Source organism: Pantoea sp. X-Soil-TKNS-1280 (assembly GCF_059730475.1).
This window is the reverse complement of sequence record NZ_AP035963.1, coordinates 65,841-90,339: the sequence shown is the minus strand read 5'-3', so window position 1 is coordinate 90,339 and position 24,499 is coordinate 65,841. Positions and strand designations below refer to the sequence as shown.

The 24,499-nt window shown below is 50.8% G+C and carries 24 protein-coding genes and 1 pseudogene; 17 read left to right on the top strand and 8 right to left on the bottom strand.

Features of this window, described 5'->3' with window-relative positions; all coding sequences use genetic code 11:
- Positions 1 to 163 precede the first annotated feature (163 nt).
- Positions 164 to 640, bottom strand: a complete 477-nt coding sequence (locus tag AC6I8X_RS20520) for a nucleoside deaminase (RefSeq protein ID WP_313685056.1) — start codon at positions 638 to 640, stop codon at positions 164 to 166.
- The gene (locus AC6I8X_RS20515; protein WP_497841310.1) at positions 633 to 1,955 is read right to left on the bottom strand and encodes a nucleobase:cation symporter-2 family protein; all 1,323 of its coding nucleotides are present in this window, start codon (positions 1,953 to 1,955) and stop codon (positions 633 to 635) included. The genes AC6I8X_RS20520 and AC6I8X_RS20515 overlap by 8 nt, the downstream gene beginning before the upstream one ends.
- A 136-nt stretch (positions 1,956 to 2,091) precedes the next feature.
- On the opposite strand from AC6I8X_RS20515, the gene AC6I8X_RS20510 reads away from it, so the two are divergent.
- The 8 genes from AC6I8X_RS20510 (at position 2,092) to AC6I8X_RS20475 (ending at position 10,883) form a co-directional block, all read left to right on the top strand.
- On the top strand, positions 2,092 to 2,982 hold the full coding sequence (locus AC6I8X_RS20510) for a LysR family transcriptional regulator (RefSeq protein ID WP_299451095.1): 891 nt from the start codon (positions 2,092 to 2,094) through the stop codon (positions 2,980 to 2,982).
- Between the two features lie 692 nt (positions 2,983 to 3,674).
- Entirely contained in the window at positions 3,675 to 4,289 is a 615-nt protein-coding gene (locus tag AC6I8X_RS20505) for a LuxR family transcriptional regulator (RefSeq protein WP_497841309.1), read from the top strand.
- A gap of 21 nt (positions 4,290 to 4,310) precedes the next feature.
- On the top strand, positions 4,311 to 4,856 hold the full coding sequence (locus AC6I8X_RS20500; RefSeq protein WP_497841308.1) for a fimbrial protein: 546 nt from the start codon (positions 4,311 to 4,313) through the stop codon (positions 4,854 to 4,856).
- A 57-nt stretch (positions 4,857 to 4,913) separates the two neighbouring features.
- Positions 4,914 to 5,678 (top strand): fimbria/pilus periplasmic chaperone, encoded by a 765-nt coding sequence (locus tag AC6I8X_RS20495; protein ID WP_497841307.1) that lies wholly within the window; start codon positions 4,914 to 4,916, stop codon positions 5,676 to 5,678.
- Positions 5,650 to 8,217 carry a fimbrial outer membrane usher protein gene (locus AC6I8X_RS20490; protein WP_497841306.1) on the top strand — a complete coding sequence of 856 codons (2,568 nt, stop codon included), beginning with the start codon at positions 5,650 to 5,652 and terminating at the stop codon, positions 8,215 to 8,217. Before AC6I8X_RS20495 ends, AC6I8X_RS20490 begins: the two co-directional genes overlap by 29 nt.
- A complete protein-coding gene (stbD, locus tag AC6I8X_RS20485; RefSeq protein ID WP_497841305.1) occupies positions 8,171 to 9,550 on the top strand; it encodes a fimbrial usher protein StbD in 1,380 nt (459 codons plus the stop codon). The genes AC6I8X_RS20490 and stbD overlap by 47 nt, the downstream gene beginning before the upstream one ends.
- A gap of 16 nt (positions 9,551 to 9,566) precedes the next feature.
- Entirely contained in the window at positions 9,567 to 10,241 is a 675-nt protein-coding gene (locus tag AC6I8X_RS20480) for a fimbrial assembly chaperone (protein ID WP_313687784.1), read from the top strand.
- Positions 10,242 to 10,715: 474 nt separating this feature from the next.
- On the top strand, positions 10,716 to 10,883 hold the full coding sequence (locus tag AC6I8X_RS20475; protein ID WP_497841304.1) for a con-10 family general stress protein: 168 nt from the start codon (positions 10,716 to 10,718) through the stop codon (positions 10,881 to 10,883).
- Between the two features lie 568 nt (positions 10,884 to 11,451).
- Here AC6I8X_RS20475 and AC6I8X_RS20470 read toward each other — a convergent pair.
- On the bottom strand, positions 11,452 to 12,237 hold the full coding sequence (locus AC6I8X_RS20470; protein WP_497841303.1) for a carboxymuconolactone decarboxylase family protein: 786 nt from the start codon (positions 12,235 to 12,237) through the stop codon (positions 11,452 to 11,454).
- Positions 12,238 to 12,323: 86 nt separating this feature from the next.
- Here AC6I8X_RS20470 and AC6I8X_RS20465 point away from each other — a divergent pair, with 86 nt between their 5' ends.
- Entirely contained in the window at positions 12,324 to 13,220 is an 897-nt protein-coding gene (locus AC6I8X_RS20465) for a LysR family transcriptional regulator (protein ID WP_497841302.1), read from the top strand.
- 1 nt (position 13,221) lies between these two features.
- Here the strand turns inward: AC6I8X_RS20465 and bdcA are convergent, their stop codons facing one another.
- Positions 13,222 to 13,935: an SDR family oxidoreductase gene (gene bdcA, locus AC6I8X_RS20460; RefSeq protein ID WP_497841301.1), complete on the bottom strand. Its 714-nt coding sequence runs from the start codon at positions 13,933 to 13,935 to the stop codon at positions 13,222 to 13,224.
- Between the two features lie 212 nt (positions 13,936 to 14,147).
- Between bdcA and AC6I8X_RS20455 the strand changes: the two genes are divergently transcribed.
- The 4 genes and pseudogenes from AC6I8X_RS20455 to AC6I8X_RS20440 all read left to right on the top strand — a co-directional run.
- Positions 14,148 to 14,393, top strand: coding sequence for a ParD-like family protein (locus AC6I8X_RS20455; RefSeq protein WP_084881122.1), 246 nt, complete (start codon positions 14,148 to 14,150; stop codon positions 14,391 to 14,393).
- Positions 14,390 to 15,175, top strand: a complete 786-nt coding sequence (gene map, locus AC6I8X_RS20450) for a type I methionyl aminopeptidase (protein ID WP_313689407.1) — start codon at positions 14,390 to 14,392, stop codon at positions 15,173 to 15,175. The genes AC6I8X_RS20455 and map overlap by 4 nt, the downstream gene beginning before the upstream one ends.
- A gap of 76 nt (positions 15,176 to 15,251) precedes the next feature.
- Positions 15,252 to 15,794, top strand: coding sequence for a peptide-methionine (S)-S-oxide reductase MsrA (gene msrA / locus AC6I8X_RS20445; RefSeq protein ID WP_497841300.1), 543 nt, complete (start codon positions 15,252 to 15,254; stop codon positions 15,792 to 15,794).
- 62 nt (positions 15,795 to 15,856) lie between these two features.
- Positions 15,857 to 15,955 (top strand): annotated as a pseudogene (locus tag AC6I8X_RS20440) (RNase A-like domain-containing protein); the annotation flags it as partial.
- Here AC6I8X_RS20440 and AC6I8X_RS20435 read toward each other — a convergent pair.
- Positions 15,942 to 16,856 carry a LysR family transcriptional regulator gene (locus AC6I8X_RS20435; RefSeq protein WP_497841299.1) on the bottom strand — a complete coding sequence of 305 codons (915 nt, stop codon included), beginning with the start codon at positions 16,854 to 16,856 and terminating at the stop codon, positions 15,942 to 15,944. The pseudogene AC6I8X_RS20440 and the gene AC6I8X_RS20435 overlap by 14 nt on opposite strands.
- Positions 16,857 to 16,984: 128 nt before the next feature.
- Between AC6I8X_RS20435 and hpxD the strand changes: the two genes are divergently transcribed.
- Both hpxD and AC6I8X_RS20425 read left to right on the top strand, forming a co-directional pair.
- Positions 16,985 to 18,016 carry a molybdenum cofactor-independent xanthine hydroxylase subunit HpxD gene (gene hpxD, locus AC6I8X_RS20430; protein WP_497841298.1) on the top strand — a complete coding sequence of 344 codons (1,032 nt, stop codon included), beginning with the start codon at positions 16,985 to 16,987 and terminating at the stop codon, positions 18,014 to 18,016.
- Positions 18,017 to 18,027: 11 nt separating this feature from the next.
- Entirely contained in the window at positions 18,028 to 18,996 is a 969-nt protein-coding gene (locus tag AC6I8X_RS20425; RefSeq protein ID WP_497841417.1) for a PDR/VanB family oxidoreductase, read from the top strand.
- Here AC6I8X_RS20425 and AC6I8X_RS20420 read toward each other — a convergent pair.
- The gene (locus AC6I8X_RS20420; protein ID WP_497841297.1) at positions 18,993 to 19,598 is read right to left on the bottom strand and encodes a LysE family translocator; all 606 of its coding nucleotides are present in this window, start codon (positions 19,596 to 19,598) and stop codon (positions 18,993 to 18,995) included. The two genes, AC6I8X_RS20425 and AC6I8X_RS20420, sit on opposite strands and share 4 nt — an antisense overlap.
- Positions 19,599 to 19,709: 111 nt before the next feature.
- Here AC6I8X_RS20420 and AC6I8X_RS20415 point away from each other — a divergent pair, with 111 nt between their 5' ends.
- Both AC6I8X_RS20415 and AC6I8X_RS20410 read left to right on the top strand, forming a co-directional pair.
- Positions 19,710 to 20,624, top strand: a complete 915-nt coding sequence (locus tag AC6I8X_RS20415) for a LysR substrate-binding domain-containing protein (protein WP_497841416.1) — start codon at positions 19,710 to 19,712, stop codon at positions 20,622 to 20,624.
- Positions 20,625 to 20,825: 201 nt separating this feature from the next.
- Entirely contained in the window at positions 20,826 to 20,990 is a 165-nt protein-coding gene (locus AC6I8X_RS20410; protein ID WP_013511857.1) for a con-10 family general stress protein, read from the top strand.
- 406 nt (positions 20,991 to 21,396) lie between these two features.
- Here the strand turns inward: AC6I8X_RS20410 and AC6I8X_RS20405 are convergent, their stop codons facing one another.
- Both AC6I8X_RS20405 and AC6I8X_RS20400 read right to left on the bottom strand, forming a co-directional pair.
- Positions 21,397 to 22,707 (bottom strand): c-type cytochrome, encoded by a 1,311-nt coding sequence (locus AC6I8X_RS20405; protein ID WP_497841296.1) that lies wholly within the window; start codon positions 22,705 to 22,707, stop codon positions 21,397 to 21,399.
- Position 22,708: 1 nt separating this feature from the next.
- Positions 22,709 to 24,481 (bottom strand): GMC family oxidoreductase, encoded by a 1,773-nt coding sequence (locus AC6I8X_RS20400; protein WP_497841295.1) that lies wholly within the window; start codon positions 24,479 to 24,481, stop codon positions 22,709 to 22,711.
- Positions 24,482 to 24,499: the final 18 nt, after the last annotated feature.

Genomic DNA, 24,499 nt, shown 5'->3' with positions numbered 1-24,499 from the left:
CAGAGGGATTTTCATCAATCAAGCCCTGGGGCAGATTGTTAGCCTAAGAGTAATGATTGGATGTTAAAAAGTTTGATAGGGATCAACGACGTGATGAGAAATGGCGCGATACCCACGCTGCTACATCCTGTTCCTGACGGCAGCAGCGTGATTTTGCACGGGGTTATCTTTGCTGCCAGAACGATTTTTGCAGCGCAAATATTTCCTCATCCAGCTCATCGATCGGACCGATCAGGCGAATCGCTTTTTGCCCATGGGCAAAAACCTCTTTCGCCGCCAGACTCATGGTCGGGTTCTCTTCGTGGCTGCCGGTGCACGCCAGCAAGCGCGCTTCGCTCATGCCATACACCACCCGTCCAATATTGGCCCAGTAGATAGTTCCGGCACACATGCAGCAGGGTTCGACTGCGGTATAAAGTGTGCATTGCCATAAATACTCGGGAGAAAAATTCGTTGCCGCGTTCCGTGCCAGCGTCGATTCCGCATGGTTCACGCTATCGATATTGCATTGGGTCAGCAGCACGGTTTTATTGTCTGGTGCCACCAGCACCGCACCAAACGGATGTTTTCCCAGCGCAATCGCACGTCTGCCTACCTCATTGGATAAGCGGATAAATTCAACGTCATAATCATTAAGCATGGGTGCGCTCCGTTTGCGAGGCATGGCGATTCAATACCGCGTTCAATAACACAGCGGTGAATCCACCCAGGAAGATACCGCTGTCGAAAATCAGTTTTAAGGACGGAGGTAACGCATGGAAGATCGCCGGAAAAGCCATCGGCACGATCCCCACCGCTATCGAGACAGCGATGATTAATATGTTCTTTTCATTATTAAAATCTGTGTTCTTTAGCTCCTGAATCCCGGCGCTGATCGTCATACCAAACATCAGAATCCCTACCCCGCCCAATACCGGGCTGGGAATGGCGGCAATGATGGCACCCAGCTTAGGAAACACGCCAAGCCCCACCAGAATGGCTCCCGCCGCAATCAACACCAGCCGACTGGTCACTTTTGTCAGCATGATCAGCCCGGCATTTTGCGAAAATGCATTGTAGGGAAAGCTGTTCAGGCAGCCACCGAGCATAGTGGACAACCCATCAGCGCGAATCGCATCCGCCAGACGGTGTGAGGTCGTCGGTTGGCCAATCAGTTTGTCGATTAACAGAACATTGCCGGTGGTTTCCGTCATCACAATCAGCATCGAGAGGCACATCACCAGTATCGGCGCAAAATGAAACTCAGGCAGGCCAAAGGCGAATGGCATGCTCAACCCCACCCACCCCGCACTGGAGACCGCAGAAAAATGGGTCATGCCCATCATCCAGGCCAGCGCGGAACCGCAAAACAGGCCAAAAAGAATACTGAAATTCCGCATCACCCCACGCGTCATGCAGTAGAAAATCAGGGTAATGATCAAGGTTCCGGCACCGAGCAGCAGCTTATCGACGCTGGCAAAATCCGGGGCGTCAGGATTGCCGCCTCCCAGCCAAATCGCAGCGGCGGGCATTAGCGATATACCGATTAGCGTGATCACGCAACCAATCACCACGGGAGGGAAAAACCGTACCAGCTGACTGAAAATTGGCGCAACCAGTAAAGTAAATAATCCACAAGCGATTGCGGCACCAAATACCGTGGTGAGGCCATATTGTTGACCGACCATCAGCATCGGCCCCAGCACCACGAAAGAACATCCCTGAATCAAAGGCAGGCGTGCACCAAAACGCCCTATTCCCAGTGATTGCAAAATGGTGGCTAATCCCGATGTCAGCAAGCAGGCGTTAATCAACACAATGGTTTCGCTGCCTGAGAGTTTCAAAGCCGATGCCAGAATCAACGGTACCGTCACAGTACCCGCGTACATCACCAATACATGCTGGAATCCCAGCGACAGAATACGTTTTACACTCAACGGGTTATCTGCCCGTCCGCTCTTTAACACGCTTTCCATAGTGCCCCCTGAAAAATGAAAACGTTGACTGAATGACCGTTCGACTATATGTAATTAAAAGTGGCAACAGATAGTCAGCTGTTTTCAATAAAACTGAAAGGTGAGGCATTACGTGAAGTATTCATTGGATCAACTTATGACCTTCGAACAAGTTGCGAAGTCAGGTTCATTTTCAGCAGCAGCCCGCGTAATGAAGCGCTCACAATCTTCGGTCAATATGGCGATGAGCAATCTTGAGGACGAGTTCAACCTCAGCCTTTTTGTTCGCACGCCGCGCCAGATAAGCCTGACCCCGGAAGGCAACACCTTGCGTGAATATGTCAAAACCGTTCTGGAACAATGCAATGCTCTGGAGCAGCGTGTCAGTGCCTTCAACATTGAAACCGAAGCACATGTCAGCCTGGCAATCGAAGTTCCCTATAAAACGGTCGCCACCGTGCTATACGAATTTGCTATGCATTTCCCGCAAGTAGATATTCATGTCCGTGAACCCTTTCAGGGTGATGTGGAAGCGATGGTGCGGAAAAATGAAGTGGATGTCGGTATCTCCATGTCGCGTCCGGTGGACAGTGATGCCATTGAGTTCGCCCAGTTAGGCAAGCTGATCATGGTGCACGTGGTCAGTTCAGAACATCCGCTCGCGAAACGTCTGCCGGTGTCATTTGCCGATTTGCACCGTTGGCGACATATCACCTTTGGCGAACAACAGAAAACCATCCCCAGCACCGAATATCTCGGCAGCCCGCTGGTCTGGCGTGTCGAGAGTTACAATGCAATGATCGATGCGGCCCTTGCCGGACTCGGCTGGGCTTCGGTTCCACGCATTTTTGTACAGCGCGAACTGGAGACAGGAGTATTAACTGAGTTACGGCAAAAGGAGTATCCACATACAGACTGGATTGTCGGAGTAGATCTGTTGTGGTCGCGAAAAAAACGCGCCGGACGCGCCATGAGTTGGTTAATTGATCGTTTACTTAAAAATAAAATTTTCGAAAAGGATCATGCCGGAAATAGCACTACGCTTTGAGGGGAATCCACTCTCTTTACGACCCTACACAAGCTGCCTGTATAATTAGTTACTTGTGATTACGCTTAATCACTGCTCGGAAATAAAACAGGCTGCAATGACGATTTTTTACAAAAAGAACAAACTAATAAATATCCACTTCCACCATCATCACACTTTTAGATAAAAGACTAAGCCAAAACTACACAATCACTCTACATTAGCGTACAGACATGGCTACTTTTTGTTTTTAATCAACGATTTCAAAAAAATAATTACGATAAACTTCACGAACCAAAAGTCCAATTCCCGTGAAAAAGATCTGCACACGTCATGCGGAGAAGTTAATTCTCCTATTTATCATTGAGATACGCTACTCAACAATTAAGTAATCCGCCAAAATGCTTCATGCGGGAGAACGAAATCTCGAAAAAAACTTTAGCAAATAATGCGATTTTTTTATTGATCAAAACTTCAATTTCCCTGGAAATATCCTATACACCCCAGAATTATCCTACCAAATTAGAGTTATGTACTCTTTTAGATAAAGCCTAAATTACGAAAACTCAATAACATCTCTCATTAAATGCTTACGGCTACTTTTAAGAATTTTCCCATGCCACAAAAATACGAATAATTTTAACCCATTGAATTGGAAGGATTAAAACCTTAGGATTGTCTCAACTCTCTTACGAAGCGGTCGAGATCAGCTTATGAAGAACATAACCAGAGAGGACATTTGCTGCGTCAGTTGTAAGTTTGGTTGTCAGCTTACAGTCGAAGCAACAGACCTGCTTAACCGGTGTCCCCTACAGAAGATCGCCGTATGGCCAGGTAGAAATTACTTCATGACTAAGGGGGTACTTTCTATTGTTAGCGGCCAATACGAAAGCGTATTTTGCAGAGGGTGTGTATTTGTTGACTTTTCAGCCAGGAACCTGCGTTATTTCACCAATAGAAATTGGATAGATTATCTCAGGTTGACAAAACTGAATATTATTCTGATCTGTGACGCCCCTATGGAGGCACTCGCCCTTTATTGGAAAAGAGAAGATCAGGCAATCAGCACCATAATCACTGGTCAGGAAAGTCTTGAAGAAATTAAAAAGTCAATTAATTACTCCTATTACGGCATAAAGGGAGGGGGAAAGTATAAAGGCAATCCGTTAACTAAAGATGAAGTCAGATTTCTCGATCTGGTTGTTAATGACCGATCACTCATTTCGATTTCCAGAGAATTGATGGTCGAGGTCAAGAAAATTTATAACATGAAAGACTCTATCCGCAGAAAAACCGGTATCAGTCTTAATAAGCTTCTTTCAAGATAATAGAGATAAAGGAACTATTCGATGGCTAACAAAGTAACGAAAACATGTTTGTCACTGATCATGAGCGCAAGTCTGGTTTCGGGTTTTGCGTATTCAGCCTCTGATAACACCATCAGTTTCCAGGGCGAAGTCACCGCTGAGACTTGCTCCGTCACAGTCAATGGCAACACCACGTCACCGGTTGTATTGATGCCAACAGTAAGTACCACTGATTTAGCGGCCAGCGGTGATACTGCCGGTGAAACCACCTTCACCATGGGCCTGACCGGTTGTACTGGAGACTCAACGGCATCAACCAGTGTATCAACCGTTTTTGTCGGTAATAACGTCAGTTCAACCGGCAACCTGACCAACACCGGAACCGCGAAAAATGTTGAAGTTCAGATTCTGGACCCGCAAGACGCAGTGATTGACCTGACTGACGGATACACCGCCAGCGGCGACCTCACCCTGGCGACGGGTGAAACCGAATCCAGCGCCAACTATAACGTTCAATATTACGCTACAGGCGTGCCTACAGCAGGTACGGTTGTTGCTTCACTCCAGTATGCAGTGAGCTATCAGTAATATTTTTTGGTGCGTATCGGTACAGGATACGCACTTTTTCTATTTGAGAACCCAGGTATGTTTGTAAGCCGTAATCTCTCGCTATTCGAAACAGTTCTGACCCTTTTATTGTTGTCATGCTTTATTTCAGTAACGGCTGAAGCCAGCGTCACCATTCAGGGAAGTCGTATTATTTATCCGGCGAATGCTAAGTCAGTTGATGTGCAGTTAAAAAATAATGACAACCTGCCTTATGTCATGCAGACATGGTTTGATGACGGTGATATTGATTCCCGACCGGAACAGACAACTCAGACGCCATTTATTGTCACTCCACCGGTATTTCGTATTCAACCCAAATCAGGCCAAATTGTTCGGGTGATATTCAGTGGCAATCAATCTCTGCCTCAGGATAGAGAATCGGTTTTCTGGTTTAACGTCCTGCAAATCCCACCGGTAAATCGGGCAGGCGCGACACAACAAAATGCAATGATGGTGATGTTACGCAATCGTATCAAGATCTTCTACCGCCCTGCGGCTGTCGGTAAGCCGGGCAATATTCTAGACGGGCTCAGAATTCGGCACATCAGGGACAGCAAAAAAGGCAATGGTCTTGAGATTGATAATCCACAGCCGTGGCATGCCTCACTTGTTACCGTATCGCTGAAAATTGCAGGCCAGACATTTCAAGCCCGACCGGACATGGTCGCACCATTTTCTAAACAACTATTTTGGTTTCCGGCTTCGGGTAAACACTTGCAGGGTGCGGGTGTGGCATCGCTAGCTGCTATTAATGATCAGGGAGCAAGGATAAGTGAAAATTATACGGTTGAAGTGCAGTAACGTTAAATTCACTTTTTTCGCTTTAAGTATTTCCACCTATTTGCCAGCCAAAGGTTTTTGTGATGAATATTATTTTGACTCATCACTCTTCAAAGGCTCGGCTTTTGGCCAGAATCTCGAAAAATTTAATGCGAGTAGCACGCCTGCGGGAAACTATTTGGTCGATATTTACCTTAACAACCAACTGATCAAATCCGGCGTAAAGATTAACTTCACGGCAGCTAATGCCGGGAACAAATCTGAGCCTTGTATTCCTGATTCCATCGCTAAGTTAATGCAAATCAAAGCCATGCCAGATGGCAAAAATGACGATCAATGCCATCCCCTGTCATGGTGGGTGAAAACTGGAAAGTGGGAATTTGACCAGTCCTCCCTGCGCTTGCAATTGATGATTCCAATGGCCGATCTCCAGAGGACACCCAGAGGATATATTCCAGCTGCTGAGTGGGATGATGGGATGACGGCCTTATTTATTCGCCATAACACCAACTATACCTGGACGGAAAATCCAGGTACCGGTTACAGCTACCAATATCTATGGAGTGGTATTACTGCAGGCACCAATATTGCCAACTGGCAATTTCGTCACCAGGGAAACTTACGCTACCTCCAGACCAGTAGCAGCGGCAGCAGTTATCGCTACAATGCGGTGAAAACCTGGGTCCAGCGTCCACTGGAAAGCATCAATAGCCTGATGTCAATTGGAGACAACTATACCGAAAGCTCACTTTTCGGCAGCTTGTCCTTTAATGGTATCAAACTGGCGACTGATGAACGCATGTGGCCACAGGGTCGGCGTGGTTATGCGCCTGAAGTCCGGGGCGTCGCCTCCTCTAATGCACGCGTGGTGATTAAACAGTTAAACAAAGTGATCTACGAGACAACGGTTCCTCCTGGTCCATTTGTCATCAACGATCTGTATAACACACGCAGCCAGGGTGATCTGGCAGTTGAAGTGATTGAAGCGAACGGTAAAACCTCTACTTTTACTGTGCCTTACTCCTCGGTTCCGGATTCAGTCCGTCCCGGAAACTGGCACTATTCGCTCGCTCTGGGCCGGGTACGGCAATATTACTCGGTGGATAATGCGTTCTTTGAAGGGATACTGCAAAAAGGTATCAGCAACCGTTTGACCGCAACCGCGGGTTCACGGCTGGCCAAAGACTATCAGGCATGGTTGTTGGGTGGTGTGCTGGCAACCGAAGCGGGTGCGCTGGGTGTTAACGCCACGTTCTCCGATGCCAAAGCCGAGCAAAATAAAAATGTCACTGGCTGGCGTGCCGAAGTCAGCTACAGCAAAACATTCCAGACAGGCACTAACCTGGTGCTGGCCGCTTACCGTTACTCCACCAGCGGGTTCAGAGACCTGGAAGATGTGCTGGGCGTGAGGCGCCAGAACCAATCAGGCGTCAGCTACTACTCAGATACTTTGCATCAGCGCAATCGCTTATCGGCCACCCTCAGCCAGTCTTTTGATGGTCTGGGGATGGTTAGCCTGAATGCCAGCACAGCAGATTACTATAATAATCAATCACGTATTACGCAGTTGCAGATGGGATACAGCAATACCTGGAAAAAGATTAGCTATAGCTTCAATGTCGCACGGCAACGCACATCCTATAACTACGATCGCTACAATGTTAGCGTCAATGATTCCGATGATGACTCCAGCAAACAGAAATACACGGAAAATACCGTCTCTCTGAATATTTCTATTCCACTGAACTGGGGCAACAACCTGTCGTCAGTGGCATACAACTATAACCAATCGAAGGAAACCCGCTCCTCAACCGTTTCATTAACCGGTTCTGCCGGACAAAACCGCGACTTCAGCTATTCAGTCTACGCAGGTACCGATCAGGATCGTACGGACGGCAACAGCAATTCCACCACCTTTGGTGGCAGCGTTCAGCAGAATACGCGCGTGGGTAACTTCCGTGCCAATTATGGTCAGGGAAGTCACTATCGGCAGGCAGGCCTGGGGGCATCAGGAACCATCCTGATTCATAGCGGCGGGGTCACCCTCGGCCCTTACACCAGCGATACATTTGCCTTAATACATGCTGATGGTGCTCAAGGTGCAGCAGTGCGCAATGGTCAGGGCGCGGTAGTCGATAGCTTTGGCTACGCCATTCTGCCCTCTCTGACACCTTATCGTGCCAATACGGTAAGTCTCGATACGCTGAATATGAGTTCGGATGCAGAACTGAGTGGTGGTAGCCAACGAGTTGTACCCTATGCCGGTGCAGTGGCGAAAATTAACTTCGCCACTATCCGAGGTAAAGCCGTGCTCATTAATCTGACGATGCGTAATGGTGAAGTTCCGCCAATGGGCGCTGAAGTTCGTGATGCTGATAATACATTAATTGGTGTTGTTGGCCAGGGCGGACAATTATATGCCCGCGTACCCCATGATTCCGGCACATTAAAAGTGAACTGGGGCGAATCAGCCACCAACACCTGTTACGTCAATTATCAGATTACAGGACGTGATGACGAAGGAATTATTCACCTCAATAGCTCATGCAGCAAGGAATAACTCTGTGCGTTTAAAAATTTATTTCCCCATATTATTTATTTTTTACTTTATTAGCTTCTCAATACAGGCGAACTGTACCAAAATCACCAGTTCCTCTTCCTTATCTTCTGCCGCGATTGCGGCAGGATATACGGCAACATCCTGGACAGGAGCCTGTGATACCTGCAATGGCAACATAGGGTTACCTGCGGTGATAAGCATCAACAGTGGCAGCACATTCCAGGCTTCTGGTACATTGCTGGCAAGCGCTGTCGGTAACTTCCTGACCTCGGCCAGTAATACAGCGTACACAGCCAATCAGATTTTATATCGCTGTGATGTCGCCGACGCCGATAGTTTATATGAAATGTATGCAACCAATGGTGATGACAGCTACACCGGAAAATATACCACTTCTGAAGTAGATGGGGCATATTACGATCAGGCCAAAAATGTTGCTGTGCGCATGACCAATCTCAGCACCGGAGAATATTACAGCCGTTACTGGAAGCAACGGCAATTAACATCCGATAATTGGTACTCCGATGGTACTTATATTTACATACCCGCCAGCGCCTTCAGTAATGTGCTGTATGAAATGTTTAAGATCGATTCAACAACTTATTATTATAATTCCAGCAACTATTGGCTTGATTCCAGAAGCCAGCCGAGGGGATATATTGCATTCAAAGGTCCGGGACTGGATACCAATAGTCTTACGGTCGGTATGGATAGCGCCAGCTATTTTTATGGCTGGTATGGCAACTGGCCAGGTACCTGGAGCAGCTACAGTGACGTGACCTATGTGCGTGGCGCACTGTGCGAGGTCAAGGATTATCCTTCCGTGGTCCTTTTGCCTACGGTCAGTATCAGTACACTTTCGGCCGGTGGCAGCAGTCAGGCCCCCTTCTCAGTCAGTATTGAGTGTGAGTCAGGTGCTATTTCCAGCACCAGTACATCCTCCTCAAGCTCTGCAAATGTCGCGATGGGTTTTTTAGTTAACCAATCAAACGCTGTCACCCAGGCAACGAATCTGGGCCTGGTCACTTCTGGCGGCGGGCTAACCTGGTTGCTTGATTCCCATTATGGCAGCAGCGGCGTGGCATCTGGCGTAGGAATCAAAATCTATAACAGTAACGGCACAGCAATAAATCTGCTGCCAGACCTCACCAGCACCGGAACAGGAAATACCCGTGGGTGGTATGCCTATAAAGATCTCACCACGTTGGTTTCATCAGACTCCACCAGCATTTATAGCGGGGATTTCACCGCATCTCTCGAAGCCATCGATGGGCAAACTATTACAGCAGGAACAGTCAATGCACAATTGCAAGTTGTCATCAGCTTTCAGTAAGACAATGATTTTAATAATGACGATGGCTACTTTCACTGCCTCTGCTGTAGTCAATGTTGACAAAACGAGGGTTATTTTTAACGCCACGGCGAATATGCAGTCGATTAATTTAGTTAACAGCAGTGAAAGCCCAACCATTGTTCAGGTTTGGACGGATGATGGCGACATTAATGCCTCGCCAGATCAAAGCAGAACACCAGTGATTGCGTTACCGCCTGTTATGAAGATGTTTCCTGGTGAACTCCGTTCACTGCGTCTGATGTTAACATCAAGGGGGTCTATTCCTGCTGACAGAGAAAGCCTCTATTGGCTGAATATCTATCAGATACCCTCGTTGAAAAGCGATATGAGTAACGTTGAGAAGAAGGTGGTGTTGCCCTTACGGATTCGGCTTAAGGTGTTTGTACGACCTGCAGGTCTTAATGCACCGCAGATTACCGACCCGGCAAAAATCCAGTTTATGGCAAAAGACAGGCAGTTGATTGTAAAGAATCCGACTCCCTGGTACATGAGTATCAATGCCACCATTGGCAGTCACGATAATTTGAAAAATCTCCTTATTGAGCCCCAATCCCAGTTAGTCGTGCCACTCAGCGAGGTGTTCAAACCAGGGGAGAAAGTTAAATATGACGTGATCGATGATAATGGCAATCCGGTAAATTACTCCGCCAACATTTTGCCTTTGGTGTAACGTTGGGCTGTGCTGTGCCGAATCTGGCGCAGCACAGCGAGGGACACATCATTGCCCTCTTCTTTCTTCCTCTTAACTGCATGATTATTTAAGATGAAACGCCAGCACTGATACATTCGGGTTCATGTGCCAGCAGCGAAAATAGGCCACCGTTTCTGGCCCCTTTTATTAAGACAATTCTCAGAAGCAGGTCAGAAATTTAAAATGGCAAACAACAGAAGCCTATCTTATTTTACAATATCAATTAACAACAATAGCGCCATCACATTAACGAAACGGATATATTTTACAAAAAAAATAATCCCTTACAGCACAGAACATTATGCCAATCCCTTCAGCTAAATCCGTAAAAAAAGCCATTTCATTTTTTCCACCGCTTGCACTAAAGGAATATTGCATTAGGATTAATTGCGTAACACATATGTGATGTGAGTTGACCGTCATGTTATTTTTTACTCATGAAGAGGAAATATTATGGCTGAACATAGAGGCGGTTCAGGAAATTTCGATGAAGACAAACACAAAGCATCCGAAACAGGAAAGAAAGGCGGCCAGAACAGCGGCGGCAGCTTTAAAAATGACCGTGACAAAGCGTCAGACGCAGGTAAGAAAGGCGGCCAGCATAACAATCGCGGCTCCTGATCTGCGCTAACTGATTCAGGGATGACAGGCGCTGGAGCAGGGATGCTCCGTTGGAATTTTACATTCTCTACTGGCTTTTAAAATGTCTAAATATTCACAAAAAAGGGAGATTTATTCCTTCAGTTAATTCCATGAACAAAACAAACTTCCCTTTGCTGCTTGTATTAACAAAGTCATAAACCACATTTTAAAACATCACTTCAAATTTCCATTAAGATTATTCACTCTGGATATGAAAGAGCATGAGAACCCGCTCATCACTGGTGACTGGTCGGCAAGCCGGTGAGAATTGCGGCTTAAACCTGAAGTCACCTTGCAGCTATCGTCATACCCTCTGATTAAAAAACTAATCATCACGGTCGATTTTCTTCATTTAACATTATCTTTACATCTTTCTGGTCGTTGCTAATATAGCGACGCAAAGCACACACAGCAACGTGCTGCGAACGAGAGTTTTCCTGGTTTCGAATCTGATGCATTTTAACCCGCGATTCGCGGGTTTTTTCTTTCCGTTAAGGTGAATGCTGGTCTTGAAAAACATTGAACTTTCAGTTGCTACACTGAAAAGTCAGCGAGCGGCATTCCTGTTGTTAAAGATTTCCTTCGCTGCAAAGATACCGTTAAGCGCCGCCGGGAATCCGGCATAAATAGCCATCTGTTGTATGACTTCAGTAATTTCAACCTGGGTTACCCCAACATTAAGCGCTGCATTGATATGCACTTTTAACTGCGGCTGAGCCGTGCCAAGCGCAGTCAGCATGGCAACAATAGCCAGTTCTTTAGTGCGATGATTGATCACCTTCCGGGACAAGATATCCCCGTATGAAAACTCAACCACAAATCGGGCCAGGTCAGGCGCTATCCCCATCAGGCTTTGCGTAACGTTTTTACCCGCTCCGGCACTGATCGCTTCCAGTGCCACCATGCCAGTTGCGTAGCGGTTGTCAGAGGCCGCTTGCATGACTGGCTGAAAAGAGCAGCCACGATCGGCTAAAACGTCTTTAGCCACCAGCATGGCGTTCCCTGCGGCAGGAAAACCCGCAAAGACCGCACAGAGCATGATCACTTCAATAACTGCATCAGGCTTACAGCCTGCATTAAGCGCTCCAGCAATATGATACCTGAGCTGTGGCTGCGCATTCCCCATTGCCGCAAGAGCCGCGACGGTACTCAACTGGCGGGTCTGCAAGTCAAGCTCACTGCGTGACATGATGTCGCCATAGCAGAATTCAACCGTAAAACGGGCCAGATCCGGTGCGACATCTTTTAATTGATTCAGTGGGCCATCATAGTCGGCTCCGCCAACCTGCTTTAGCGTTGCCAGACCTGAATCATAGCGCGTTGATGTTGACATCGTTTTCTCCTGAAATGATTGAGTTGACGAACTCTACAACCCGCGAAAGGATGTGGCGAATACCCTTTTTGTGATACCTTTTCGGTATGAATACTTCTATCGATCTTCGCCAGTTTCGTTACTTCCTTGCCGTCAGTGAGGAACGCAACTTCGGACGGGCAGCCCGGCGTTTACACATTTCTCAGCCCCCACTCAGCCGACAAATCCGGCAGTTAGAAGAGCAGCTGGGCGTTGAATTATTTGTACGCACAGGGAGTGGTGTCGTCCTGACAGCCGCCGGAGAAAAATTTCTCCCGGAGGTGAAACGCACGCTGGCGCAGGCAGAAAAAGCGATTGCAGCGGCCAGAGCAGCACAAGACGCGACTCAGGGAAAAATCGTGATTGGCTACACCACGGTTTTTGACAGAAGCGTATTTCCCGATGTGTTTTCCCGCTTTCAGCAACGCTTTCCCCAATGGCAGCTCATCACCAAAAGCAATCACTCCATCAACCTGGTGCGTGATATCAGGAACGGTATGATGGATGTTGCATTCATTGGTTTGCACACCGATGTTGCGGATCTGGCTTCAGAAGTCGTCCACACCGAATCAATGGTGGTGGCCCTGCCCGCCGATCACCGCCTCGCACGAAAGCGCAAAGTTAGCTTCAGCGATCTCAGCAATGAGGTCATGTTTTGGTTTGAGCGCCCGTTGAATCCCGGCTTTTATGATTATTGTCAGGCATTCTTCGATAAAATCGCTTTCCGGCCAGCGATGCTGCCCGAACCCCAGGATCATCACATCCTGCTGGGATTGATTGCCGAGGGAAAAGGGTTCGCGCTGATCCCCTCTTCATTGAAGAATATTAAACGGCAGGGCGTGGTGTTTCGGGAACTGAGACCTGAACCCAGCACGCTTTCAATCGGTGTTAGCTTGGCGTTTCTCAAATCCAATACTTCCCCGGCCCTGCAAGCATTTCTTGAGATGGTAAGAAGCGAGGGTTAACTCAGGCACCAAATGCGCCATCAATGGTATGCATCGCCCCGGTGACAAAACCCGCTTCCGGGCCAGCCAGCCATGCGACCATCCCTGCCACTTCTTCAGGCCGCCCATGACGCCTAATCGCCATAAACCCGTGCATCAGATCTTTTAATGGCCCTTCCGCCGGGTTTGCATCCGTATCGACGGGGCCAGGCTGCACCACATTGATCGTGATACCCCGCGGGCCGAAATCACGCGCCAGTCCTCGCGCCATGCCCTGCAAGGCAGACTTACTCAGGGCGTAAGACGCCATGCCGGGTATCGGCATGCGATCGCCATTTACGGAACCCATGATGATAATGCGTCCACCTTCTGGCATCTGACGGGCTGCTTCGACAGAGGCAAAATAAGGTGCATTGATATTGATTCGAAACAGCCGTTCAACCTCGTCAGGATCCTGTTCTAACGCATCGCCGAAGGCAATGACGCCCGCATTGACCACCAGCACATCCAGCGGGCCACTGTCCCTTACACGGGCTATCACGGCATCGCGGTCGGCGCTATCTGTCTGGAAAGGCTGGCTACCCGTTGATTCAGCAAGTTGTCTGGCGGCGTCGGGCGATCCGGCATAGGTGAAGATGACGTTAGCGCCTTCAGCACAAAAACGCCGGACAATCGCCGCACCAATTCCCCGGCTGCCGCCGAGCACCAGCACAGACTTACCTTGGAAATAAGACATGGGCACTCCTTAGTGATTTCGGGTAGCCGCCATTGGCTACGATTCACTCAGTTTAGCTGACGTTTATTGCGCTATCGCTGCACGTTTACCGACAAAGACGTAACCTGAAGTTCACAGATTCATTTTCGTGCCAGCGAAAACTTTATCTTTCAAAATCAGTGCGCCCGGCGTAACCTATATATAAACCATATACGTTTCATATAGGCCATGTGATGGGTATCGTAAAAATCTCCGATCTGATGCACGAGAATCTGCGCGTAGCGAGCACGGCGTTAAGCCGCTCGATCAACGCTCAGGCGGAGCATTGGATGAAAATCGGCATGCTGGCCGAACTCTATCCGCAATTAAGCCATCAGGAACTGACACGTCTGCTGATGCGGGTAGAAATCGATGGCGGCTCCGATCTGGCTAAGCTGCTTAACACCTCTTTACTGACACCGCAGGGAACCGCGCAATGAACGACATCAAATTGCATTCACTCCAGGAAATTGAACTGGCACGCGCTGCCGGTCATGATGCCGCCAAAGTGCTGGCAATGATCACCCCTTATGTCAAACCCGGCGTCACGACCGACGAACTGGACCGCATCTGTCATGATTTTATCGTTAACGAGCTGAAGGTGATTCCGGCCAATATCGGCTACCACGGTTATACCCGTACCACCTGCACTTCCGTCAATCATGTGGTGTGCCACGGTATTCCGGGGGAGAAGAAGCTGAAAGACGGCGATATCGTTAATATCGACGTGGCGATCATCAAAGATGGCTGGTACGGCGACACCAGCCGGATGTATTTTGTTGGCACGCCGTCAGTGCGCGCCAAACGTCTGGTGGAGATCACCTATGAATCGATGGTGGCTGGCATCCGCGTAGTGAAACCCGGTGCAACGCTGGGTGATATTGGCGCAGCCATTCAGCAGGTCGCGGAGAAAGCCGGTTTCTCTGTAGTGCGTGAGTATTGCGGTCATGGCGTCGGCGAAATTTATCATGGTGACCCACAAATTCTGCATTACGGTACAGCGGGAACGGGGATGCCGCTGGAAGCCGGCATGATTTTCACTATCGAACCGATGATCAACGCCGGTAAGGCGGGCACCAGCGTATTGTCCGATGGCTGGACGGTGGTGACAAAAGATCGTTCGTTGTCAGCCCAATGGGAGCATACCGTGGCGGTGACGGAAAGCGGATTTGACCTGCTGACGCCGTGGCCAGACGGCACCGGTGAATACCCGGCCATCTGACATGTCTGACGATGGCGCTTTCCCTGCCAGTGATGTAGGGTAGCGCCATCATTTATTTCAGGGTCAGGATATTAGCGTGAAAAGTGAAAGCGCGATTTTTGCCGGTGGCTGCTTCTGGTGCACCGAAGCGATTTTTCAGTCCATCGATGGTGTTATCTCAGTAGAAAGTGGTTATATCGGCGGCCATGTGGTCTCTCCAACTTATGACCAGGTGTATAGCGATACCACCGGCCATGCTGAAGCGGTCAGAATCGTGTTTGATGCTGACATCGTCAGCTACGACGATCTGCTGGATATCCACTTTGCTACCCATGATGCGAGCCAGCCGAATATCAAAGAGGGCGTTGAACGTTCCCGCTACCGTTCAGCGCTTTTCCCTACTTCAGAAGCACAACACATCGCTGCCGAACAGGGTATCGCGCGCCATGCGGCTGAAATCGGTAAACCTTTGGTGATCACCCTCGAACCCCTGAACGAATGGTATCCAGCCGAAGATTACCATCAGAACTTCTGGGAAAAAGAGGGCCAGGAAAATGCCTTCTGCATGATGAATATCCCCGCCAAATTGCAAAAACTGCGCAATAAGTTCCCGAAACAGGCAAAAGAAAACCCGATCTGACTTATCGCACCGGGTTGTAGCGGCGTGATTTATCACGCGGGGTTTTCCGGCTCCGTGTGATTATTGACAATGGAATAAGAATCGCCCTCTCGCCGGTGCAGATGGCGGCAGTGCTGTCGGATAAAAGTATCAGCGAAGGTGAGACGCTCAGCCTCCGGGTGGCGTCATCTCATCAATCACTTCGGTAATGCGCTGAATCACCCGTTGTGCGGCACGCGACAGCTGACGGGAAGGTGCCGTACACAGTGCCAGCGTCAGGGGGCGCAATACGCTGTTTTTCAGCGGCACAAAGTTCAACTGTTTTTCTTCCACTTCACTCATCACATCCAGCCGGCTTAACACGCAGATACCGGTGCCCTGGGCAATCAGGCTGCGGATCAGCCGAATATCGTTGCAGGCGATGATATTATCCGGTTCCAGCCCCTGCTTGCGATACAACGCAGCGACGCGTTCATGCACCACCAGCGACTCACCGGGAATGATATGGCGTTCACCACTCAGCTCACTGAGCGATAACGATGCCCGGCCACTCAGCGCATGTTCTGGTGGCAGTACCACCCCCATATCCAGTTCGGCAAACGCCAGCACTTCCAGCCCGCTTTGTCCGGCGGGATCGAGAATCAGGCCAAAATCAATTTCCGCCTGGCGGATTAACTGGCTGATGGCATGGCTGTTGTCTACCGTCAGCTCCAGCCGCAGCCACTGATGTTGCCGGGCAATTTCCGCCAGCGCATCGGCCACCCTGCCTCTGGTCAACGCCTGCACCAGTCCGGCACTGACATTGCCGCGTTTCAGCCCCTGAATATCATCAAAACGCTGGCGGGTGACACGGAACTCGCGCTGCCAGCGCATCACATCGTCATACAACAATTCACCGGCGGTCGTCATACGCAGGCCATCAGGCAGACGCTCAAACAGCGGCGTACCGAAACCTTCCTCTGCCTGCAAAATCTGCCGGTTGATGGCAGACGCCGATACATGCAACTTCTCCGCCGCTTTGCGCAGACTGCCGCTACGCGCCACCTCGGCAAAATAAACCGCGAATCGGGAAAATGGACTCATGCTTCACCTGTACTAATTTTTGCAACACATAATTGAATTAATGCTGATGGATTTGTACAGGGATAATTATCAACAATGACCAGACAAAAATGAAGTCTTTTAATGTGAGCAACCGACAGGACATCGCTATGAACACCATCACTCCACCCGCCCACTGCACTTTTGAACCTGATGACTGGTTGCGTCTGGCAAGCCAATGGCATCCGGTGGCACGTTCCTGTGACATCGCCGGTGCCCCCACCAAAGCGGTGCTGCTGGATGAGCAGCTGGTGGTGTATCGCATCAAAGGTCAGGTGGTGGTGGCACGCGATGTGTGTCCGCACCGCGGTGTGCCACTGACGCTCGGTTTTCATGATGAAGAAGGGGTGGTGTGCCCTTATCATGGCCTGCGCTTCGGTGAAGGCGGGCGTTGTAACCGTATCCCTTCCAGCCCTGGACAACCGATCCCCGCCAAACTCAACCTGATCAATTATCAGGTGGAAGAACGCTATGGACTGATCTGGGTGTGCATGGCCCCGGACGCTGACAACCCCGCTCCGCTGCCGCTGATGCCGCACTGGGACGATGCCGGATTCCAGCAGATTAACTGCCCGGGTTTTGATGTTAACGGCTTTGCCGGTCGTCAGGTGGAAGGCTTTCTCGACGTGGCGCATTTCGCCTGGGTGCACACCGAAACCTTTGCCGATCCGGGGAACCAGACCGTACCGCCTTATAACCCCATCGAAACCGCCTATGGTTTCGCGGTGGATTACTGGAGTTCCGTCAGTAACTACGCCGCCGACAGCGGCCAGCAGGCACCGGAAGGCTTTGAGTGGCTACGTCATTTTGAGATGCACCTGCCGTTCACCGCCACACTGACAATCCATTTTCCCGGCGAGGCGCGACTGGTGATCATGAATGCGGCGTCACCGGTTTCAGCACGTAAAACCCGTATGTTCGCCCCGATTGCCCGCAATTTTGATTTGCACATTCCGGTGGAAGATGTCCACGCCTTTAACCAGCGTGTGTTCGAGGAGGACCGGCTGATGGTGGAAACCCAAATGCCCGAACGTCTGCCGCTTGACCTGACGCTGGAGGCACATATCCCGGCAGATCGCAGCTCGATCGCCTATCGTCGCGGCCTGAAACGTATGGGCTTTGGTGAGTTTTTCCTGGTGTAATGGAGGCGATGATGAGCAACATGTTACGGGTCGTAGTTGATGGGATTTATCGCCAGGGTCGTCACAATCTGGGGATTAATCTGGTGTCCGAAAATGGTCAGCCTTTGCCGTGCTGGCAACCAGGGGCGCATATCGATGTCTATCTCCGTGAGGGGCTGGTACGGCAATATTCGCTGACCGGGCAGAGCGAAAATACCGGCCATTACCAGATTTGTATTGCACGTGATAAACAATCGCGTGGCGGATCGCGCTACGTGCACGAGGTACTCCGCCCCGGCCAGGTGATCGACATTTCTCCTCCACGTAACCTTTTCCCGCTCACCACCGCAGGAAAAGTAATTCTGATGGCGGCGGGTATCGGTATTACGCCGCTGTACGCCATGGCACAGGCGCTGGAAACCGCCGGTGTCCCCTTTGTGCTCCATTACTATGTCAGGGAACGGGGTGACGAAGCTTTTTTGCCGGAATTATCCCAACCCTTTCAACACGGGTTCTGCGAAATCTGGCACAGCAGCGAAGGACGCAGTCCGCGTAATCATGCCCCGGCAGAGTTGCTGGAACCGGCAGACGATACCCATCTTTATTTGTGTGGCCCGGAAGGGTTTATGGCCCATATGCGTACCACGGCAACGCAGCACGGCTGGCAAGAGGAGAATATCCATATTGAGGCCTTTAAGCCCTTGACGACTGCCCTGACGAGTGGCAACGAAGAGAGTTTTACCGTCACCCTCGCCTCCAGTGGTCAGCAATGGCCGGTGCCGCCAGAAAAAACCATCGCCATGGTGTTACTGGAAAACGGCGTCGATGTTCCGCTCTCCTGCGAGATGGGCATGTGTGGTGCCTGTCTGACGCGCGTGACCGCAGGGGAAGCCGATCATCGCGATACGGTACAATCAGACACCGAGAAAAGCGCGGCTGAGCAATATATCGCCCTGTGCTGTTCGCGCAGTTTGTCGCGCAACCTGGTGATTGATCTTTAGAACATTTCCCACAGGTTGTAGCCCACGCCAGCAAGGGCAATCAGCAGCAGAAAGCATTGGGATAACACCTCCAGCCGCCGTTGTTGTTTGCCCGTCACCCAGTGACGTACCACCAGGATGTAGCACGTCATCACGCTGAAATCGAACACCATCCACACCACTGTCAGCAGCATCAGGCTGGTGCTGACGTGAGGCGTGACGCTGATGAATTGAGGAAACAGCGCGGCGAAAAACAGAATATCTTTCGGATTCGCCACCCCGACCCAAAAACCCTGACACACCCCGCCCGGCATAACATGTTGCTGTCCCGCGGGTGATGCGGGCGCGGTTAATCCCCGCCATGCGCCAAAACCGATATAACCGCACCCCACCAGCGCCGCGATGCGCAAACTGATTGTATTGATCGAAACCAATCCAATCAGCATCAGAGTTGCCAGCGCAATCAGCACCAGCGACGCACCGTGTGTGCCCATCACCGTAGCAAAGGCCCGCCGTGTACCGTGGCGTGCAGCGGTGCCGGTTACCAGCGCCACCACCGGGCCTGGCGTCGCTAATAGGGTGAGAACGGTCAACATATAGGTACTGAGCAACACCAGGTTCATAAGCGACATCTGCGGAGAAAAAGGAAGCGCCAGTATCCCCCGCGCTGATCCGGTTGAAAAACGGATAAAACTGACGTTGAATATGAGTTTTACTCACAATAGAAGACGATGATGTCGCTTCCACCTCTCTATGCTCTGCGCGCTTTCGCCTGTGCGGCCCGGCTTGGGTCCTTCAGCCAGGCTGCTGCTGTGTTGCATGTCACCCCCGGAGCCATCAGCCGTCATATCCGTACGCTGGAAACCGTGTTTGGCTGTGAACTCTTCATCAGGCGTGGGCCAAAGGTGGAAGTCAGCCCGGCGGGAAAAATACTGGCGCTGCAATTGCAGGAGGGATTCGACAACCTTGAACGTGCCTGTGCCGCCTTCAGCCAGCAGGGTAAAGCATTGCGTCTGAAAGCGCCGTCAACGCTGACCATGCGCTGGTTGCTCGATGTATTGCAGGCCTATCGTGAGCAAAACTCAACACAACCCGTGGCAATCACCAGCGTCTGGATGGAAACTGACAGTGTCGATTTCAGCAGCGAACCTTATGATTGCGCCATCCTGCTCGGCAACGGTGATTTTGGCCCTGATAGCGAAAGTAGGTTGTTATTTAAAGAGTGGCTGATTCCGCTGTGTGCCCCGGCCCTTAAACACCAGGCGCAGCAGGATCTTGCCAACTGTGAATTAATCCATCCCACAGCCGATCGGCGCGACTGGCGACGCTGGTTGCACGGCACCGGGCACACCCCCGCCCCCAATATCTGGCAGGGCAAGGTGTTCGACACGCTGGAACAAGGCAATATGGCGGCAATTAGCGGCCACGGTATTTCGGTGGGTGACCTGATGTTGAGTCTCACTGCAGTGCGCGATGGGTTGCTGACGCTGCCTTTTACACAGGCGGTGGCAACCGGTGACGGATATTACTTTGTCTGGCCCCGCGCCTGCGCGAAAACCTCTCAGACGGAAGCGTTGCGTTGCTGGCTGAAAGAACATGTCCCTCACGAACTGCCGGAGGCAGCACAACGGTTAAACATCGGCGATTAGAACATAAGGCTGGAAATTATTTTATGGCTATCGAAATCAGAGAAAATAATTTCATCAACAGAATTTAAAGCCGACAAAATCGCAAACTTAGGATTATTCCTAGACTACGATAATTAAAATCACCGCTACAGTTACTCTTGCTTCATGAGGTAAAAGAAGCATGTACCGTTAATCGCCAAATATATCGATGAGGAATAAACAATGACACAACGTCGTGGTGGTTCAGGTAACTTTGCAGAAGATAAGCAGCGCGCGGCTGAAGCGGGCCGCAAAGGTGGTCAGATGAGTGGCGGGAACTTCCGCAATGACCCGGAACGCGCCATCGAAGCAGGCCGAAAAGGTGGAAAAATCAGCCGCCGCAAGTAACGAAAATATCCAAACATTCCATATTCATTTCTTCCTTTTGTGGGAAATTCTTTCCTGACGAACATGTTAAGTGCTATCGGAGAGTTATTTTCCCACAAACACCAGGATATTCCCCACCATCTTATACAAGAAGCCCATTTAATTTGTACAAGGATACCTTCCTTGTACAAATTAAAACAAATCCAGAACTGAATATATCTCAATTAATAAATGGATCTGACACTCACTAACCTTATAAAAAGTCGTGATTTCTTGCATTTCTGATGCTACTTTCCTGAAGCATATGTGTTTCGGTATGGCGAATTATGCAAAGTGATACTTTGATGATTTGTACAGAATCACAACATAAAGCGCGAGAAATCGCGCCGCTACAATGCCGCAGCGCGTTTTCGCACAGGTTTAACGATTAATGTTCTGCCATTTGCGCAGGCAGCCGCAGTGATGTGCGCTGTTTCGCCACGTCGTCAGTGGTCACTGCGGGCGCAGCATTGCCCCAGCTGTTACGCAGGTAAGTCGCTACCGCCGCCACCTGGGCATCCGAGAGTTTCCAGGCAAAGGATGGCATCGCACCGCTGGTAGGATTGCCGGTGGTGACAGCCCCGCGCCCACCCTGCAACACGGTGGTGATGACAGATGACGTGTCCTCCGCCATCAGTCCCGAATTCCCTGCCAGGCTGGCCGCCAGGTTGGGTATGCCTTTACCATCACTGTTATGGCAGGCGCTGCAGTTGGCCGAATAGACATTTTCACCCATCTTCATTTGTATCGTATCCGCAGGCAGGGGCTGCGGACGTTGCGTTGCTGAAGCCGGCACCGATTTCAGATACACCGCAATCGCCTGCAAATCCTGATCGGTCAGATGCTGAGTCGAGTTGGTCACCGCCTCAGCCATCGGACCCGATGCCACCGCCACATGGTTGCTGCCCAGCTTCAAGTACTGCACGATTTGCTCATTGCTCCAGCCACCGATGCCGGTGTAATCATTCGGCGTGATATCCGGTGCGTGCCACTCAGCAAGGTTGCTGCCCTGCAAATAATCGCTGGTGTCACCGCCAATCAGGTTTTTCGCGGTATGGCATGCGGCGCAGTGTTCCGGTCCTTCCACCAGATACGCCCCGCGATTCCACTCAGCGGAATGATTCGGATCCGGCTGGAAACCGGCATTTTTGAAGAACAAAAGATTCCAGCCCATCATCGCCAGACGGATGTTATACGGGAAGCCGAGGTGTGTTTCCGGCACCTTGTAGTGCACCGGCTGCACGGAACGCATATACATCCACAAATCGTGCATATCCTGATCGGTCAGCTTAACGTAAGCGTTATAAGGCATCGCCGGATAAAGGTTCTCACCCTGTTTGCCTTTGCCATGCCGTACCGCGCGGAAAAAATCCCGCTCGGTCCAGCTGCCAATACCGGTTTCCGCATCAGGCGTGATGTTGCTGGCGTAGATGCCACCAAATGGCGTGCTGATCGCATAACCTCCGGCCAGATGCAATTTGCTCTCCGGCATGGTGTGGCACGCCGTGCAGTCACTGGCAATCGCGACATAGCGACCACGAGCGACCGCCGCAACATCATCAGCACCTGGCGGCTGGCTGGTCAGCACATCCTGACTTGCGACATCATCCGCCGATGTGTTCCCGTTTTGCCACAGCAATGCCGCAGCCACGGTGGCGGCCACAATGACCACGCCACCTGCAATCGTTGTTTTTTTCATGTCACACCTTCACCAGCGGGCCAGGGTTTTTCCGGTACTGCTCGATAATGGCTTTCGCCGTCCACAGACTGAGTGCACCAATGGTGCCGGTGGGGTTGTAGCCCGCATTGTTCGGAAAGGACGATGCCCCGAGAACAAACAGGTTATGTACATCCCAGCTCTGCTGATAACGGTTCAAAACGCTGGTTTTCGGGTCGGTGCCCATCACCGCCCCCCCAATAGTGTGATCGCTGGCGAAGTTATAAGGGGAATAGTTACCCGATGCCGAGTTGGTGCCAATCACCTGTTGTGCGCCCATTGCTTTACCAATTTCTACGCTTTTTTCTTCGATGAACTTCGCTGAGCGACGGTCGTTCTCGTTGTAGTCATAGGTGACGCGCAGCAGTGGATTGCCGTTGTCGTCTTTGTATTCCGGGTCGAGATCGAGGTAGTAATCTTCGTGCGAGTAACTGGTGCCCTGACCGAATATAAAGGTGGCGTTCTGGAACGCGTGGGTATACGCCTGCTTCCACTCTTTACCCCAGCGCGGCGTACCCGGTGGCAGCACATCGGCATTACCAATCGGCCGCGCACCACGCGCGACCACCAGAATGCCTGCACCACCGATAAAACCGAGGCCAGTATGGTCGAAGTTATCACCGTTATAGTCATCAACCTGCTGCGATAACGCACCGGCACCGATGTACTGATTGAGGTTCTCATCCGCAAAAAACAAATTGGCACCTGACACGGTCTGGAAGCTGTAGGCACGGCCCACTACGCCGGTTTTGCTCACCGGATCGTAAGGCTTACCAATTTGCGACAGCAGCAGCAGGCGCACGTTTTGCATCTGGAACGCGGATAAAATCACGATATCCGCTGGTTGTTCCCACTCTTTCTTGTTCTTGTCGATATAGGTCACGCCGGTGGCCGTTTTACCGTCGGCGGCTTTATTGACGCGTACGACGGCAGAATCCGTCAGCACGGTGAAGTTTTCACGCTGCATCAGCGCCGGAATCACACAGGCGTTGGGGCTGGATTTGGAGAAGTTGCCGCAGCCGTAGTACAGGCAGTAGCCACAATAGGTGCAGGGCCCCATACGCACGCCCAGCGGATTGACATAGGCGCGCGAGGCCTGCCCGGCAGGTACCATAAATGGATTAAGACCCAGCTTCTTCGCACCATCCCGGAACAGATCGGTCAGACGCATACTTTCCAGTGCGGGTAACGGATATTCGCTGCTGCGATTGCCTTCGAACGGGTTGCCATCGGGGATGATTTCGCCATTCAGCTTGCCTGCTTTGCCCGACACCCCGGCAATCTTCTCGAAACGGTCATAGAAAGGTTCCAGTTCGTCATAAGTCACGCCCCAGTCCTGCAAAATCAGCCCTTCGGCGATCTGTTTTTTGCCATAGCGGGTAACAGTTTGCGTGTAAGGTTCAAAATCGAACGGGGTAAAACGCCAGGCCATCCCGGCCCAGTGCGTACCGGAACCACCGACGTTGTAACCCAGTTCGTTCAGGTTCCACTCCCGCGACGGCAGCGCGGTCTGGCTGCGGTTGTTACGGAACGTGGTGGTTTCCACTGCGGGCGGCAGCAGCATACTGCGACGGGTATCCCAGCGCAGTTCATCGGTATCAATCGAAGGGGGGAAGTCAGTCGCGGTTTCAAACCACGGACCACGTTCAATGGCAACGACATTCAAACCAGCACGGGTCAATTCTTCGGCGATCAAAGAACCACACCAACCCAGACCGACGATGACGACATCAGCTTTTGGACGGACATTATTCATGTTCAGAACTCGTTATTG

What these genes read in the sequence shown, in the direction of transcription:
- AC6I8X_RS20505 (WP_497841309.1), top strand. Translation starts at nt 3,675, where the DNA reads ATGAAGAACATAACCAGAGAGGACATTTGCTGCGTCAGTTGTAAGTTT.
- AC6I8X_RS20420 (WP_497841297.1), bottom strand. Translation starts at nt 19,598, where the DNA reads ATGAACCTGGTGTTGCTCAGTACCTATATGTTGACCGTTCTCACCCTA.
- hpxD (WP_497841298.1), top strand. Translation starts at nt 16,985, where the DNA reads ATGAACACCATCACTCCACCCGCCCACTGCACTTTTGAACCTGATGAC.
- AC6I8X_RS20405 (WP_497841296.1), bottom strand. Translation starts at nt 22,707, where the DNA reads ATGAAAAAAACAACGATTGCAGGTGGCGTGGTCATTGTGGCCGCCACC.
- AC6I8X_RS20470 (WP_497841303.1), bottom strand. Translation starts at nt 12,237, where the DNA reads ATGTCAACATCAACGCGCTATGATTCAGGTCTGGCAACGCTAAAGCAG.
- AC6I8X_RS20410 (WP_013511857.1), top strand. Translation starts at nt 20,826, where the DNA reads ATGACACAACGTCGTGGTGGTTCAGGTAACTTTGCAGAAGATAAGCAG.
- AC6I8X_RS20435 (WP_497841299.1), bottom strand. Translation starts at nt 16,856, where the DNA reads ATGAGTCCATTTTCCCGATTCGCGGTTTATTTTGCCGAGGTGGCGCGT.
- map (WP_313689407.1), top strand. Translation starts at nt 14,390, where the DNA reads ATGAACGACATCAAATTGCATTCACTCCAGGAAATTGAACTGGCACGC.
- AC6I8X_RS20495 (WP_497841307.1), top strand. Translation starts at nt 4,914, where the DNA reads ATGTTTGTAAGCCGTAATCTCTCGCTATTCGAAACAGTTCTGACCCTT.
- AC6I8X_RS20465 (WP_497841302.1), top strand. Translation starts at nt 12,324, where the DNA reads ATGAATACTTCTATCGATCTTCGCCAGTTTCGTTACTTCCTTGCCGTC.
- AC6I8X_RS20520 (WP_313685056.1), bottom strand. Translation starts at nt 640, where the DNA reads ATGCTTAATGATTATGACGTTGAATTTATCCGCTTATCCAATGAGGTA.
- stbD (WP_497841305.1), top strand. Translation starts at nt 8,171, where the DNA reads ATGACGAAGGAATTATTCACCTCAATAGCTCATGCAGCAAGGAATAAC.
- AC6I8X_RS20415 (WP_497841416.1), top strand. Translation starts at nt 19,710, where the DNA reads ATGTCGCTTCCACCTCTCTATGCTCTGCGCGCTTTCGCCTGTGCGGCC.
- AC6I8X_RS20425 (WP_497841417.1), top strand. Translation starts at nt 18,028, where the DNA reads ATGAGCAACATGTTACGGGTCGTAGTTGATGGGATTTATCGCCAGGGT.
- AC6I8X_RS20400 (WP_497841295.1), bottom strand. Translation starts at nt 24,481, where the DNA reads ATGAATAATGTCCGTCCAAAAGCTGATGTCGTCATCGTCGGTCTGGGT.
- bdcA (WP_497841301.1), bottom strand. Translation starts at nt 13,935, where the DNA reads ATGTCTTATTTCCAAGGTAAGTCTGTGCTGGTGCTCGGCGGCAGCCGG.
- AC6I8X_RS20455 (WP_084881122.1), top strand. Translation starts at nt 14,148, where the DNA reads ATGGGTATCGTAAAAATCTCCGATCTGATGCACGAGAATCTGCGCGTA.
- AC6I8X_RS20510 (WP_299451095.1), top strand. Translation starts at nt 2,092, where the DNA reads ATGACCTTCGAACAAGTTGCGAAGTCAGGTTCATTTTCAGCAGCAGCC.
- AC6I8X_RS20500 (WP_497841308.1), top strand. Translation starts at nt 4,311, where the DNA reads ATGGCTAACAAAGTAACGAAAACATGTTTGTCACTGATCATGAGCGCA.
- AC6I8X_RS20480 (WP_313687784.1), top strand. Translation starts at nt 9,567, where the DNA reads ATGACGATGGCTACTTTCACTGCCTCTGCTGTAGTCAATGTTGACAAA.
- AC6I8X_RS20515 (WP_497841310.1), bottom strand. Translation starts at nt 1,955, where the DNA reads ATGGAAAGCGTGTTAAAGAGCGGACGGGCAGATAACCCGTTGAGTGTA.
- AC6I8X_RS20475 (WP_497841304.1), top strand. Translation starts at nt 10,716, where the DNA reads ATGGCTGAACATAGAGGCGGTTCAGGAAATTTCGATGAAGACAAACAC.